Source organism: Alcaligenes sp. Lyrl_28, assembly GCF_051948705.1.
GTDB classification, from domain to species: Bacteria; Pseudomonadota; Gammaproteobacteria; order Burkholderiales; family Burkholderiaceae_B; genus Alcaligenes; species Alcaligenes ammonioxydans.
The window spans coordinates 55,032-69,822 of the sequence record NZ_JAYJLG010000008.1 but is presented as its reverse complement, the minus strand read 5'-3'; the positions used below and the strand labels follow the sequence as shown (position 1 = coordinate 69,822).

Here is a 14,791-nt window from a genome sequence, read left to right as displayed (position 1 = left end):
TTCTGCGTCAGGCCGGCAGCATCAAACCCAGCTGCCGGGCGCTCGAACGAAGTTCTGGCAGGCAGCGTTCGATCAGCTTTTCTTCCGAGTCCTGCCAGTCCTTGATGCTGATGCTCATTCCCGCTACGACGCGTCCGCTGGCGCTGCGTACGGGAACGCCTATGGCCGTCAAACCCAGTTCAAGCTCCTCCTTGATCAGGGAATAGTCTTTCTCCTGAACCTGCTTTAATTCGCGTAGCAAGGCTTCGCGCGTATGGGCGGTGTATTGCGTCATGATTTTGAACGGCGCCGGTTCCAGATATGCCTCCAACCTGCTTTGTGGCAGCTGGGACAGCATCATGCGTCCGATCGAGGTGCAATGCGCGGGCAGACGACTTCCCAGGCCCAGAGAGACCGTCAGCACGCGTTGCCGCTGGGCGCGCGCCAGATACAGAATTTCGTCCCCGTCCAGCAACGCCAAGGCGCAGGTTTCCCCGACCCTGTCACTCAAATCGTCCAGTATGGGCTGGGCCAGACTGACGATTGAGGTTGACGAAAAATAGGCATGGCCCAGTTGCAAAATGGCGGGGCGCAGCTTCCAGAACGGCCCATCCTGTTCGGCATAGCCCAGCGCCTGCAAGGTATAGAGACAGCGCTGTACCACGGCCCGTGCCAAGCCGGTCTTCAAGGCAATTTCAGCGGCGCGCAAGGGTCGCCTGCGGTCAGAGAAAGCGGTAATAACCTGCAGGCCACGGGCCAGTGACTGCATATAGTCTGGATCGCCTTTGTAGTTGATGGTGGCGGGGGCGCTCTCTTTGGTTTTTGTCATGGCGAGATGAAGGGGCCAAATTTGTTTTGTTCGATTAACGAACTTGTTGGGATTGTCGAGAATTATCGATGATAAATTGTAAAAAAAACAAGACTTAGCAATTTAATAATCAAGTTCGATTATCGAACAAAATAAGTTTGGAGTGATACATGAAGAATGTTCTGATCCATAAATGGGTTCCGTTTCTAGCCGGAGTAGGTGTTTTGCTCACAGCGCTGAGTGCTCAGGCGGCGTACCCCGACAAGCCCATTCGTTTGGTTGTGCCTTTTACGCCGGGTGGGGTCACTGATGTGATTGCGCGCGGTGTCGCACAGCAAATGTCCGAGGACCTGGGTCAGATCATCATCGTGGAAAACAAGCCTGGCGCAAGTGGAATTATTGCCACGGACTTTGTTGCCAAATCCGCGCCCGACGGCTACACCGTGCTGCTCGCGGCAGTGGGTCAGGCCGTCGTCAATAACCATCTCTATAAGAAATTGCCTTACAAGCCTGAGCAGGATTTAACGGCGGTGTCCTTGGTGGCGGAAGGTCAGAACGTGTTGGTGGTGAACGCTCAGCAAAGCCCCTTCAAGTCCGGTCAAGAGCTTATTCAGTATGCTCGCGCCCATCCTGAAGAATTGACCTACGCTTCCTTTGGCAACGGTTCCTCCTCGCACCTGTCGGCAGCGGCTTTCACCACGATGGCGGATATTGATGTGATTCACGCTCCCTACCGAGGCAGTGCGCCTGCGATGACAGATCTGCTCGGTGGTCACATCTCTTTCATGTTCGACAGCATGGGAACGGCGATCACGCATATCAACGCCAATACGGTGCGTCCCTTGGCCGTGTCCGGGCCCGAGCGTTCCTCGTTGTTGCCAGAGGTCCCCACGTTTGCGGAACTGGGTCTGGACCAGGGCTATAACGTGACGGCCTGGTTTGGTTTTCATGTCAGCAGCGGCACCCCGGCCCAAATTGTGGAGCGTTTGAGCCAGTCCATGAAAGCCGTCAGCCAGAATGCCGAGTTTGTGGAAACGTTTCGCCGCCAAGGCGTGGAGATCAAGTCGTCCACTCCTGCCGAGTACGCCGCGTTTCTGCAACAGGAGAACGAGAAGCTGGGCAGTCTGATCAAGCAAGCCAGTATCACGCTGGACTAATGGTTGTTAAATGGAGCACTGTAACGTGAGCGATCAGCAGCCCTGTGATGCTAGGCGTCCCGCCCCCTTGGAGGGAATCCGGGTTCTGGACCTGACCCGGATTCTGGCCGGTCCCTGGTGTACGCAGAACCTGGCGGACCTGGGGGCCAATGTATATAAGATCGAGCGTCCCGAAACGGGTGATGACACGCGCGCCTGGGGCCCTCCCTTTTTGCAGACCCCCGATCGGGAAGATACGGCTGAGGCGGCCTATTACTTGTCGGCCAACCGTAACAAGCAGTCGATCAGTCTGGACATTGCCAGCCAGGAAGGGGCAGACGTGGTGCGTGCCATGGCACGGGAATGCGACATTTTGGTGGAGAACTTCAAGGTGGGTGGCCTTGCTAAATACGGGCTGGACTACGCCAGCTTGAAAGCAATCAACCCTCGCCTGATTTATTGCTCGATTACCGGGTTTGGCCAGACAGGTCCGTATGCCGAGCGTCCGGGTTATGACTTCATGATCCAGGCCATGGGTGGCATGATGAGCCTGACGGGCGAGCGTGATGACAAGCCCGGTGGTGGCCCCCAGAAGGCGGGGGTTGCCGTGGCGGACCTGATGACGGGCATGTATGCCACCAGCAGCATTCTGGCTGCCTTGTTCGAGCGCACGCGCAGCGGCCTGGGGCAGCATATTGATATAGCCCTGCTGGATTGTCAGGTTGCCATGCTGGCAAACCAGAATATGAACTATCTAGTCAGCGGGCAGGCACCCAGGCGGGCAGGCAACGCCCACCAGAATCTGGTGCCGTATCAGGTGTTTCCGACAGAAGATGGTCACATCATTGTGGCCATCGGTAATAACCGTCAGTTCGCGGCTTACTGCGAAGCGATTGGTCACCCGGAGATTGTTGAGGATTCGCGTTTCAACATTAACAGTCAGCGGGTCAAGCACCGTGATGAGCTGGAGCAAATCCTGAGCTCCGCAATGCAGAAGCATCCTAGTGCTTATTGGCTGGAAGCTCTGGACAAGATTGGCGTGCCAGCCGGGCCGATCAATGACCTGCATGGGGTGTTCTCGCACCCGCAGGTGCAGGCCCGTAAGATGCGTATTGAGCTGGACCATAGTCAGGCGGGAAAAGTCAGCATGACAGCCAGCCCCATGCGTTTTTCGGATAGCCCGGTCTCTTATCGCATGGCTCCGCCCCAGCTGGGGGAGCATACCGATCAGGCTTTGGAGAGTCTGCTGGGCGCTCAGAGTCCTGAGCTGAAACAGTGGCGTGAAAAACAGCAGCCTTCGCTTGGCTGAATCGAGCGCCTGGTGAAAAGCCCTGTTCATCGAGATGGTATCTCGATGAACAGGGCTTTTTTTATTGATAGAGGGTGGCTGGCGCGATTCCTGTCCTTGTCTCGGTCGCCACCACAGTCCCCATCATTTCTGTCCTTATTTTCGCGATTGTCGCTGCGGTCCGGTGCCTGGGCTGAGGCACCGGCTGCCTGTTGCTTTAACAAGTGGCGAGATACAGGGTTCAGCGTTGTTTATTGCGGGCATCGTTAATGGCATTGCGTGTGGCAATGGCGGCGGCCTGTGCGGCGTCCCGCCAGTCATCACTGCGGCTGGCGTAAAGGACGGCACGCGAGGAATTGATCATCATGCCGTTGCCTTGTGAGTCCATGCCAGCGGCCACGGTGGCGACTACATCCCCTCCTTGCGCGCCGATGCCAGGTACCAGCAATGGCATATCACCAATCCGGGCACGGACTTTGCCAATTTCTTCAGGGAAGGTGGCGCCAACCACCAGAGCACATTGACCATTCGTGTTCCACTTCTCTGCGACCAGGCTGGCTACATGCAGATACAAGGGAGTGCCGTCAGCCATTTCCATGAATTGCAGGTCAGAACCACCGGGGTTGGAGGTACGGCACAGCACGATTACGCCCTTGTCCTGGTGTTCCAGATAAGGCTCGACGGAATCAAAACCCATATAAGGACTGACTGTGACGGCGTCTGCGCGATAGCGCTCAAAGGCTTCGCGAGCATACTGCTCTGCCGTTGAGCCTACGTCTCCGCGCTTGGCATCGAGCACGATGGGCAGATGGGGGTAGCGGTTGCGGATGTAGTCGCACAGGTCTTGCAACTGATCCTCGGCGCCCTGGGCGGCAAAGTAGGCGATCTGCGGTTTGATGCCACAGGTGTAGTCGGCGGTAACATCCACAATCGCCTTGCAAAATTCGTAAATCGCTCCGGGTTTGCCGGCCAGCTCCAAAGGCAGACGGGCAGGGTCCGGGTCCAGACCCACCATCAACATGGATTGGTTGTCCGTCCAGGCACGGTTCAGTTTTTCTATGAATGTCATGGGAATCAGGAAAGTAAACGGCTATATAAAAAGCTGAGCCAGACGGCGCCAGCAAAAATAAGGGATAGCAGGACGGCGGCGCTGGCCAGGTCCTTGGCCCGTCCGATCAAGGGGTGATGCTCCAGGGTAATGGAGTCGGCCAATGCCTCCAGAGCCGAGTTCAACAGTTCGACCACCAGCACAAAGACCAGTGTGGCCAGCAGGACCAGAATCTGCACGGGACTTTCTCCCAGCCAGAATGCCAGCGGTGTCAGGATGACGGCCAGCGCCAGTTCCTGACGAAAGGCGGCCTCATGGCGCAGGGCGGCAGCCAGACCTTGGCCGGAGTAGCGCAAGGCATTGAATAGGCGGCCCAAACCACCTTTGCTTTTGAACGGAGAGTCTGACATGAAGGAAGCTGCAGATTGAAGTGCCCTGATTATAGGGGTTTGCTTGAACGAAAAAAAACCGGATGGAAAAATCCATCCGGTTTTTGAACTAAAAGCGTAGCGATCAGGGCAGAAGTGATCAATTTCTGCCCGGACCGGGGTACGGATAGATGGCTTAGAAGCCGCCCATGCCACCCATGCCACCCATGCCACCCATGTCAGGCATGGCAGCAGCAGGCTTGTCTTCCACGATTTCAGTAACAGCCACTTCGGTAGTCAGCAACAGGCTGGCGATCGACGCTGCGTTTTGCAGGGCAGTGCGAGTTACCTTGGTGGGGTCCAGGACGCCTTGCTCGACCAGGTCACCGTACTCGCCGGTAGCGGCGTTGTAGCCGTAGGTGCCGGTGCCGCTGGCCACTTGGTTCACAACCACGCTGGCTTCTTCGCCGGCGTTGGTCACAATGGTGCGCAAAGGAGCTTCGATAGCACGCAGGATCAGCTTGATGCCGGCGTCCTGATCGGTGTTGTCGCCCTTCAGTTCGGCAACAGCAGCGCGAGCACGGATCAGTGCAACGCCACCACCAGGAACGATACCTTCTTCGACGGCTGCGCGAGTTGCGTGCAGGGCGTCTTCAACGCGGGCTTTCTTCTCTTTCATTTCGACTTCGGTGGCAGCACCCACGCGAATCACGGCAACACCGCCAGCCAGCTTGGCCACGCGCTCTTGCAGTTTTTCACGGTCGTAGTCGGAGGTGGACTCTTCGATCTGGACGCGGATCTGTTTCACGCGTGCTTCGATGTCGGTGCCGTTGCCAGCGCCGTCGATGATCGTGGTGTTTTCTTTGGCCACTTCAATGCGCTTGGCCTGACCCAGGTCGTCCAGCGTCGCTTTTTCCAGGGACATACCGGTTTCTTCAGAGATCACGGTACCGCCAGTCAGGATAGCGATGTCTTCCAGCATGGCCTTGCGACGATCGCCAAAGCCAGGAGCCTTGACAGCGGTTGTCTTCAGGATGCCGCGGATGTTGTTCACAACCAGAGTTGCCAGAGCTTCGCCTTCCACGTCTTCAGCAACGATCAGCAAAGGACGGCTGGTCTTGGCAACTTGCTCCAGTACGGGCAGCAGGTCACGAATGTTGGAGATTTTCTTGTCGAAAATCAGAACAAACGGATCGTCCAGAACAGCAACTTGCTTGTCAGCGTTGTTGATGAAGTAAGGGGACAGGTAGCCGCGGTCAAACTGCATGCCTTCGACCACGTCCAGCTCGTTTTCCAGGGATTTGCCGTCTTCAACGGTAATCACGCCTTCCTTGCCCACTTTGTCCATGGCATTGGCGATGATTTCACCAATGGAGTGGTCGCTGTTGGCGGAGATGGAACCGACCTGAGCGATTTCCTTGCTGGTGGTGCAAGGACGGGACAGTTGACGCAGTTCGTCAACCACTACGCTGACAGCCTTGTCGATACCGCGCTTCAGGTCCATTGGGTTGATGCCGGCGGCAACAAACTTCAGGCCTTCTTCAACGATGGCCTGGGCCAGAACCGTAGCGGTCGTGGTACCGTCACCGGCATTGTCGGAGGTTTTGGAAGCAACTTCTTTAACCAGTTGAGCACCGATGTTCTCGAACTTGTCTTTCAGTTCGATTTCCTTGGCAACGGACACACCGTCTTTCGTCACGGTAGGAGCGCCAAAGGAGCGGTCCAGAACAACGTTGCGGCCTTTGGGGCCCATGGTGGTCTTAACAGCGTTAGCCAGAACATTGACGCCGCGTACGATGCGGGTGCGTGCGTCGTCGCCGAAGTAAACTTGTTTTGCAGTCATGGTTTGAATCCTATTGAATTTTCGTTGGCGGTACTTATTCGATCACGGCGAAGATTTCTTCTTCGCGGATCACCAGCAGCTCTTCGCCGTCGATCTTGACGGATTGGCCGGAGTACTTGCCAAACAGAACTTTGTCGCCGACCTTCAGGTCCAGCGCCAGAACCTTGCCGTCCTCGGTTTTCTTGCCGGGGCCAACGGCCAGGATTTCGCCTTGATCGGGCTTTTCAGTCGCGCTCTCGGGGATAACGATACCGGAAGCGGTGGTGCGTTCGTTGTCCAGACGCTTGACGATCACGCGATCGTTCAAAGGACGCAGTGCCATGGAGAAACTCCTGTTTAAGATGACTTTAGTTGTTGGTCCGATTTTGGGGGCGAGGCGTTTTAGCACTCTGCCCCTTCGAGTGCTAATTATAGGGACGACTTTTCTAATTTCAAGAGCACCCGGGTCGTGTTGTTACATATTTGTCCTGGGGCGTGGAGCTTCAGGGGACACAAAGGCCTGGCGACGGCAAGCGTCAGCATCCTGCTTTGCGGTTCGTCCCCCTTCAGCATACGCGTTTATTCATGTCAGGGCAGATCGGGCGGGGCCTCTTTCAATTTGCTTCAACGTCCTGCCAGGCTACGGGCGTCGCTCCCCACAGGTTCAGACCGTGCTTGCGCCTGCGCTCAAGTCTGGCGCGGGTGTCGCTGGCAACAACGGATCGATAGCCCGGCACAGGGCCAGCAAGTGATCGTCCGCGCCAATATCGGCCTCGACCAATATGCCTACCGGCAAACCTGCCGACAGGCCGACAGGCAAAGAGATGCCCGGTGCGCCCAGGTTGGAGCCCAGATCCGTGCGGGAAATATAGGTATTGAAGGTAGGCACCGCCTTGCCGTTGAGCAGGGTGGTTTCATCGTCGCCGATCGGGCAGGCTGTCAGAGGAGTCGTCGGGAAGATCAGGCCGCTGATGTCGGAGCTGCGCAGAAGGTCGGTGTAAGCTTGCTGCATCAGGGGGCGGTCAAGGTTCAGAGCTTCTTCATAAGCCTCTTGGCTGATGGTGTAGTCGCCCGTTATGGCATCAAAGATTTCCTTCACGTCGGGGCTGTTGATGCCCGCAATCAGCTCGTCAAGCCCAATGCCGTACTTGTTTTCAGCCAGGTATAAAGGCAAGGTCTGCAAGGTCTCGTACAGCACAATCGGCATGCCTACACGGGCATTCCGGGCCAATAGTGGCGACAGGTCGACCTCTACCAAGGTCACCCCGGCTTTTTGCAGATCATCCAGGAATGCCAGGGTGACCTTAGCCACGCCCGCATCCAGATTTTTCCAGAAACTATCACGCGGCACGCCCAGACGCAGTTCTTTCAAGGACGGCGTGGCAATGAGGGAGGGGGCTTTCTGGCACAGAACGGAGTCCAGCAAACTGATGTCCGCCAGGCTGCGCGTCATGGGGCCTGCCGTATCGCGGGTGGGAGACAGGGGCACAATGCCCTGGCCCGAGTATCGGCCTACCGTGGGACGAAAGCCGTACAAGCCACACAGGGAGGCAGGCAAACGGACCGAGGCGCCGGTATCGGTGCCCAGGCCAGCGGGAAACTGACGGGCAGCAACGGCGGTAGCCGTACCGCCAGACGAACCACCGGGAATGCGGTTGGGATCATACGGGTTGCGGCTCGGACCTGTGGTGGCATTGTTGGTGGTAATGCCAAAGGCCAGCTCATGCATCACGGCTTTGGCCGGCAGGACGGCACCAGCCTGACGCAATTGGCTGACAATCTGCGCATCCTGGAGAGGAAAACGGCCTTGTAGCGCGCCCGTGCTGGAGGTGGTGGGCATGTCGGTGGTGTTCAGGTTGTCTTTCAACACCAGTGGTACGCCGTCCAGGGCGAGAGCCTGGCCACGGGCGCGGCGTGCGTCGGATTGATCGGCCTGCTGATAAAACAGCGCCGGGTCCAGGTGCGCCAGACCGCCCAGATGGGCCATTTTCTGGGATTGCTGCAGCAGCTCTTCTGCAATTTCGCGGGCGCTAAATTGCTGCTTTTCCAGCCCTGCCAGCAGTTCGCTGGCGCTAAGTTCGGTCAATGCCATGGAGTCTCTCCTGGGGGCCGGTACTGGCCCCTGCCTGTGATCGTGAAATCAATCAGCCTCTATAAGGGCTGTCTTGAATAAAAAGAGACGTTAAGGGTATCAGCAAGCACAGGACTGGGCTTAGCTTGCTCGCCAAATGACCTTGTTGCGGCCAGCATGTTTGGCCTCGTATAAAAGCCGGTCTGCCTGTTCAATCGCCTGGTTGATGTCGCCATTGCTGTTGAGCTGCACGACTCCGAAGCTGGCTGTCAGCGTATGGGCGGTAGCGGCAATGGGCAGATTCATCACACTGCTGCGCAGGCGCTCGGCCACCAGGACGGCCGTATGCAGGCTGGTGCTGCGTATCAGCATGACAAACTCTTCGCCGCCGAAGCGGGCTGCCAGATCGTCTTGTCGGACCGTCCGAGCCAGCAAGGCTCCGAATTCCCTCAGGGCCCGGTCACCAGCGGCATGTCCCCAGGTGTCATTGAGTGACTTGAAATGGTCCAGATCGCAGGTCAGCACGGCCCAGCCGTTGTGACCATACAGTTCCAGGCGTTTTTTGACCTGTTCAAAAAAAGCACGGCGGTTGAGCAGACGCGTCAGCGGGTCCCGGCTGCGTTCATGGTCCAGCGTCTGAACAATGGACATGGCCGTGCTGGTCAGGATGGCTAGCGCCAGCCAGATGCTGATGAACATATTGGTTGCCAGCATGAGCAGCCAAAAGCCCGAGCGAGTCAGTTCCAATTGCCCATCATGGGGAATCACGGTCGCCAAAATGGCAACGCGGATAAAGGCATAGATCAGTACGATCAGGTAGGAGGCCCGCAGCAAGGTACGAAGGGGCAGAGTGGGTGCGTGTCCATACAGGATGGTTTTGGCCGGCAAGGCAACCAGCAAGGCCAGGCCCGAATTCAGGATCAGCAAACGCAGCCACAGTTGATCATCGACGCGGGAAAAATAAAAGAGCAGGCCCAAGGTCGTGGCCATGATCAGGCAGGCCCCGCCGGCATGACTGCGCCCTCCAAAGCGTAAGGCCACCCCTTGGGCCATTGCCCATACCCCCAGCAGATACATGGAAGATAAGGGCAGGGTCCAGCGGGCCAGCAGCTCGGTGGGCATCAGGCTGTGAATGCCCATGGGAATGGCGGTGGCGATATAACCGCTGGCAATCCAAAGCAGATAACGGTGATCGCGCAGGCGGCTCCAGCAGTAGATCATGGCGATGCCCAGCAAAGCCGCACAGGCAGGGACGATCAGAACGAAATACTGATTGGGTGAGGACACGGTAAGTGACGTGCAATAAAAAAGGTTAAAAACCGGCGTTACAACAATTGTAACGATATTGCCGTGTGACAAACGTTTGATGCTTGAGAACAAACACTTTAATCGTGCAAAAGAGGACGTTTTGATCTGCTTTATGCATCTTTTTCGAGACTGGGCAGGTAATTAGGCGCTTGCAGGAACAGACTGCGGGGAAGTATCAGCCCGCTTTAAACCCCAAAGCAGAACCAGTCCTGCCGCTAACGGGGTCCCTCGTGTCAATAAAGAAGGGGGGAGCCGTCGTGGCCCCCCCTTGGCAGGCTGCGACCACTTTTTTTATGGTGCTGTTTCAACCAATACCAGCTCTGCATCGTCCAGCGCCTGAATATCCAGGAACGTTTCCTGGCGGATCGCGGCCCCGTCACGGGCATTTAATTCGAGTCCATTGACCAAAACCCGTCCTTTGGCAGGCACCAGATAGGCCAGATGGCCGGCTGGCAGCGATACGCTGGTGCGCTGACCTTTTTGCAGGGTCGCTCCCAGTACCCGGGCTTGGGCCCGAATGGGCAAGGCTTCCGTGTCACTGTCAAAACCGCTGGCCAAGGCCACAAACTGACCCGAGCGCTCCGCTTTGGGAAAAGGTTTGGCACCCCATGCGGGAGGCAGGCCACGGCGCGCTGGCTGAATCCAGATCTGGAAAATCTGGGTTGTGACACTTTCCAGGTTGTACTCGGCATGCCGGATACCGGTGCCGGCACTCATGACCTGCACATCGCCTGCTTCGGTGCGCCCTTTGTTGCCCAGGCTATCCTGGTGGCTGATGGCCCCTTCACGCACATACGTGATGATTTCCATGTCAGCATGATCGTGAGGGGGAAAACCGGTATTGGAGGCGATGGTGTCATCGTTCCAGACACGCAGCGCCCCCCAGCCCATCCGGGCGGGATCGTAATAATTGGCAAAGGAAAAATGGTGCTTGGCGTCCAGCCAGCCGTGGTTGGCGCCGCCCAGTTCATTAAAAGGCCGATGTTCAATCATGATGCGCTCCTTGATTTTGCGTATTGAAAAACATTCTAGGCCGCTTGTTGGCGTAATAAAATAGAATCAATAGCATAGTATTTATTCCAAAAATTACATGAAAACGCTCCCCGATCTTCAGGCCTGGGCGATTTTTGCCACTGTCGCTGAAACCGGCTCATTTGCCCAGGCAGCCGAGGTGTTGGGCCTGTCGCAGCCCACTGTCTCCAAGGCCATCGCCCGGCTGGAAAAGCAGCTGAATATTTCTTTGTTTCATCGCACGTCTCGGCGTCTATCTCTGACAGAGACCGGTCTGGCCAGCCTGGAGCAGGCGCAAACTGTGTTGGCCGCTGGGCAAGGTGCTGAAGCGCTGGCGCGCGATCAGTGGGAAAGCCTGCAAGGGCGGATAAAGATTGCGGCGCCCATGTCTTTTGGGCTCGAGCATCTGGCGCCTTTGCTGCCAGCCTTTATGAAGCAGCACCCCGCGGTGTTGCTGGATCTGCACTTTAATGATGCCCAGGTCAATATTGTCGAGCAGGGCTTTGACATGGCCTTGCGCATCTCCACGATGGACGATTCCAGTCTTTTAGTGCGTCGGTTGTGCAATCTGCGTTTGCGTTTGGTCGCGGCCCCTGCCTATCTGGCCAACTATGGCAGGCCGGCGCATCCCAGCGATTTGGCCCGGCACAGCAGTCTGCGCTATGCCTACGAGCGACGAGGCAGCGTCTGGCGCTTTCAGCAAGGGGCCGAGCACTACTCGCAAACGGTGCCTTGCCGCTTGCAGGTCAATAATGCCCAGGCCTTGATGGCGCCGTTGCTGCAGGGGCTGGGCTTGGCCGTGCTGCCGCAGTTTCTGCTCGGTGACCTGGTCGAGCAAGGTTTGCTGGAAGTGGTCTTGCCGCAATGGGATCTGCCCAGCCTGACTTTGCATTTGCTCACTCCGCCTGGCCGCTCGCGCCCGGCTCGGGTGCAGGCCTTTATCGATTTTCTGGTGGCCAGTTTTGAGCGTGCGCCCTGGGCAGAGGATAGTCCGTAAAAGACCGCTTACGTTTTGCCGTTAGACTGTCCGCTACACCCTTGTTTTCTAGGAGATCACCATGGATAAACGTCCTCCCTTGCCCCCCTTCGATCTGGACAGCGCCCGTCAGAAAGTACGCGCAGCAGAGGATGCCTGGAATAGCCGTGACCCGGTCAAGGTTTCGCAGGCTTATACCGTGGATACGCGCTGGCGCAATCGCAGCGAATTTCCGCAGGGACGCGATCAGGTCCAATCTTTTTTAGAACGTAAATGGCAAAAAGAGCGTGAATATCGTTTGATCAAAGAAATATGGGCCTGGCATGAAAACAGAATCGCGGTGCGCTTTGCGTATGAATGGCAGGATGAATACGGGCAATGGTGGCGCAGTTATGGAAATGAAAATTGGGAATTTGATGAGCATGGCTACATGGCGGTACGGCATGCCAGTATTAACGATGTGGCTATTGCCCAGTCCGAGCGCAAGTTCCATTGGCCTTTGGGGCGTCGCCCCGACGATCATCCCGGTTTGAGTGAATTAGGTCTGTAATTTCAAGTCCTGAGTCCTTGGAAACGGGACAAGGTCCGTGGATACCTCCCCACGCAATACAAATCCGGTCTGGTCAACGCCAAACCGGATTTTTTAAATCTGTAATCTCGATGTCTCAGCCGTACTGGCCTGAAATGAATAGAGGTAAAAATATTGAAGTTTCCCTGTTCGCCGTCAAAGACAGACGGGCGAATAAATGGTTTAGTGTTGAGTTAGCCTTCCTTTAACTTCAAGGAGTCCTCTATCATGAATCACCCTGCTGGCTTGAGTGCGACCGCAGAGGCGGCGGATTGCCCCGCGCCGTCCAGTCACTATTCCCGATTGATCGAGCAAGCTCGCAAAGAGCCCAAGCGGATTTGTGTGGTGGCTCATCCCTGCGACGACGTGTCTTTGGGGGCAGCCTTGCAGGCTCGGGCACAAGGTCTGTTCGATATCGTATTGGTGGGACCGCAGGCTCGTTTGCATGCCGTGGCGGCGCAACATGGTTTGAGTCTGGAAGGAATCACCTTGATTGATACGCCTCACAGCCATGCCTCGGCCGAGCGGGCGGTGCAAGAGGTGCTGGCGGGACGGGCGCAACTGCTGATGAAGGGCAGCCTGCATACCGATGAGCTGATTCAGGCCGTGCTGTGTACCGGGGGCAAGGGTTTGCGCACGGGACGCCGTCTGAGCCATGTTTTTATTATGGACGTGCCCCGTTACCCCGAGCCTTTGTTCGTGACCGATGGCGCCATCAATATTTTTCCGGACTTGAGCACCAAGGCGGACATTGTGCAAAACGCCATTGATCTGCACCATGGACTGGGGCTGGGTACACCGCTGGTGGCCATCCTGTCTGCCGTCGAGCAGGTGACGGAAAAAATCCCGACCACGCTGGAAGCCGCCGCCTTGTGCAAGATGGCCGACCGCGGCCAGATTACCGGGGCGGTGTTGGATGGCCCCTTGGCGCTGGACAATGCCATCAGCCCCGAGGCGGCACGCATCAAATGTATTGTGTCGCCAGTGGCGGGCAAGGCGCAGATTCTGGTGGCCCCCGATCTGGAAGCGGGCAATATGCTGGCCAAGAATCTGACTTTTCTATCCGGTGCGCAGGCAGCCGGTATTGTGATGGGCGCGCGTGTGCCCATTATTCTGACCAGTCGCGCCGACAGTGCACAGACCCGTTTGGCCTCTTGCGCGGTGGCCAGTATTTATGCCGGCTATCTGGAGCGTAAAGTTGCCTTGGAGGCCAAGCATTCATGAGCGAGCAGATTCTGGTTGTTAATGCGGGCAGCTCCAGCCTGAAGTTTCATATGTACCAGGTTCAGCCGGGCGACCAGCTTGACTTTGAGTTTGGCGGCCAGGTCTCGGGCATTGGCAGTACCCAGCCCGCTTTCAAGGTCAAGAATGCGCAAGGGCAGTCCCTGATCAAGCAGGATCTGGCCGCTGAGCAGGCCAGAGATTTGCACACAGCCCAAGCTCTGGTGGCACGCTGGTTACTGGAGCATGTGGAGGGTCGGCCCATTGCGGTGGGTCACCGTATCGTGCATGGCGGTGCGCGTTACGACAAAAGCGTGCCCCTGACGCCGCAGGTTCTGGCCTATCTGGACAGTCTTTCACCCTTGGCTCCCTTGCATCAGCAGAACAATCTGGCTCCAGTGCGAGTGATTTTCGAGCACTATCCGGAAATTTTTCAGGTGGCCTGTCTGGACACGGCGTTCCATCAGGGGCATGTACCTTATTTGCAGCATTTCGCCTTGCCGGAACGTTTCTTTGAGCAGGGTGTGCGCCGCTACGGGTTTCACGGCCTGTCCTACCACTATATTTCACAGCACCTGCGACAGGAGTTTCCCGAGCTGGCCGATGGGCGGGTGGTCGTGGCTCATCTGGGCTCGGGCGCTTCGGCCTGTGCCCTGAAAGAAGGGCGCAGCGTGCATACCACCATGGGGTTTACCGCACTCGATGGTTTGCCGATGGGCACACGGCCGGGACGTCTGGACGCCGGCGTGGTCTTGTGGATGCTGGAGCAGGGCATGGATCACGACGAGATTCAGTCCGTGCTCTACACCCAATCCGGTCTGAAAGGCCTGTCGGGCGAACAGGCTGATATGCGGGCACTGGAGGCGTCCGATGATCCGCGAGCCAAACTGGCCGTGCAATACTTTTGTTACCACACGGCCGAGAACTTGGCTGGCTTATGCGTGGCCCTGAAGGGGCTCGATACCTTGGTGTTTACAGCAGGTATTGGCGAGCACAGCCCGTCCATACGTGCAGGCATTGCGCAGCACCTGGAATGGCTGGGAGTGGAAATTGATCCGATACGTAACCAGAAGGGGCAAACCGTCATTTCCACAGACGACAGCCCGGTCAGGGTTCTGGTCATTCCTACCAATGAGGAACGGGTTATTGCCGAGCAGTCTCTCGCTCTGGTGCGGGCAAGCCCCTAA

Annotated in this window: 14 protein-coding genes; 6 read left to right on the top strand and 8 right to left on the bottom strand. The window is 57.1% G+C overall.

The annotated features are described in order from the left end of the window. Nucleotides 1-7 precede the first annotated feature (7 nt). Nucleotides 8-808: an IclR family transcriptional regulator domain-containing protein gene (locus VF694_RS15825; RefSeq protein ID WP_440164888.1), complete on the bottom strand. Its 801-nt coding sequence runs from the start codon at nucleotides 806-808 to the stop codon at nucleotides 8-10. Nucleotides 809-957: 149 nt separating this feature from the next. Between VF694_RS15825 and VF694_RS15820 the strand changes: the two genes are divergently transcribed. Continuing rightward, nucleotides 958-1,944 carry a Bug family tripartite tricarboxylate transporter substrate binding protein gene (locus tag VF694_RS15820; RefSeq protein ID WP_440164886.1) on the top strand — a complete coding sequence of 329 codons (987 nt, stop codon included), beginning with the start codon at nucleotides 958-960 and terminating at the stop codon, nucleotides 1,942-1,944. A 25-nt stretch (nucleotides 1,945-1,969) separates the two neighbouring features. Next, complete coding sequence (locus VF694_RS15815; protein WP_440164884.1) at nucleotides 1,970-3,232, top strand: CaiB/BaiF CoA transferase family protein; 1,263 nt, start codon at nucleotides 1,970-1,972, stop codon at nucleotides 3,230-3,232. Between the two features lie 220 nt (nucleotides 3,233-3,452). On the opposite strand, the gene pyrF is transcribed toward VF694_RS15815, so the two are convergent. The 7 genes from pyrF to VF694_RS15780 form a co-directional block, all read right to left on the bottom strand. Continuing rightward, nucleotides 3,453-4,280, bottom strand: coding sequence for an orotidine-5'-phosphate decarboxylase (gene pyrF, locus VF694_RS15810; protein WP_003802357.1), 828 nt, complete (start codon nucleotides 4,278-4,280; stop codon nucleotides 3,453-3,455). Between the two features lie 5 nt (nucleotides 4,281-4,285). After that, entirely contained in the window at nucleotides 4,286-4,669 is a 384-nt protein-coding gene (locus tag VF694_RS15805; protein WP_003802355.1) for a diacylglycerol kinase, read from the bottom strand. A 154-nt stretch (nucleotides 4,670-4,823) separates the two neighbouring features. Then, nucleotides 4,824-6,470 carry a chaperonin GroEL gene (gene groL / locus VF694_RS15800; RefSeq protein WP_003802354.1) on the bottom strand — a complete coding sequence of 549 codons (1,647 nt, stop codon included), beginning with the start codon at nucleotides 6,468-6,470 and terminating at the stop codon, nucleotides 4,824-4,826. Between the two features lie 34 nt (nucleotides 6,471-6,504). Then, nucleotides 6,505-6,792, bottom strand: coding sequence for a co-chaperone GroES (locus VF694_RS15795; RefSeq protein ID WP_003802352.1), 288 nt, complete (start codon nucleotides 6,790-6,792; stop codon nucleotides 6,505-6,507). 321 nt (nucleotides 6,793-7,113) lie between these two features. Beyond that, nucleotides 7,114-8,541 (bottom strand): indoleacetamide hydrolase, encoded by a 1,428-nt coding sequence (iaaH, locus tag VF694_RS15790; protein WP_003802350.1) that lies wholly within the window; start codon nucleotides 8,539-8,541, stop codon nucleotides 7,114-7,116. 120 nt (nucleotides 8,542-8,661) lie between these two features. Then, complete coding sequence (locus tag VF694_RS15785) at nucleotides 8,662-9,807, bottom strand: GGDEF domain-containing protein (RefSeq protein WP_240209511.1); 1,146 nt, start codon at nucleotides 9,805-9,807, stop codon at nucleotides 8,662-8,664. A gap of 312 nt (nucleotides 9,808-10,119) precedes the next feature. Beyond that, nucleotides 10,120-10,821 (bottom strand): pirin family protein, encoded by a 702-nt coding sequence (locus VF694_RS15780; RefSeq protein ID WP_131070858.1) that lies wholly within the window; start codon nucleotides 10,819-10,821, stop codon nucleotides 10,120-10,122. A 97-nt stretch (nucleotides 10,822-10,918) separates the two neighbouring features. On the opposite strand from VF694_RS15780, the gene VF694_RS15775 reads away from it, so the two are divergent. The 4 genes from VF694_RS15775 to VF694_RS15760 all read left to right on the top strand — a co-directional run bounded on the left by VF694_RS15775 (nucleotide 10,919) and on the right by VF694_RS15760 (nucleotide 14,791). After that, on the top strand, nucleotides 10,919-11,836 hold the full coding sequence (locus VF694_RS15775; protein WP_003802344.1) for a LysR family transcriptional regulator: 918 nt from the start codon (nucleotides 10,919-10,921) through the stop codon (nucleotides 11,834-11,836). A gap of 61 nt (nucleotides 11,837-11,897) precedes the next feature. Further along, on the top strand, nucleotides 11,898-12,365 hold the full coding sequence (locus tag VF694_RS15770; RefSeq protein WP_003802342.1) for a nuclear transport factor 2 family protein: 468 nt from the start codon (nucleotides 11,898-11,900) through the stop codon (nucleotides 12,363-12,365). A gap of 246 nt (nucleotides 12,366-12,611) precedes the next feature. Continuing rightward, a complete protein-coding gene (locus VF694_RS15765) occupies nucleotides 12,612-13,607 on the top strand; it encodes a phosphate acetyltransferase (RefSeq protein WP_003802340.1) in 996 nt (331 codons plus the stop codon). Next, entirely contained in the window at nucleotides 13,604-14,791 is a 1,188-nt protein-coding gene (locus VF694_RS15760; RefSeq protein WP_131070855.1) for an acetate/propionate family kinase, read from the top strand. Before VF694_RS15765 ends, VF694_RS15760 begins: the two co-directional genes overlap by 4 nt.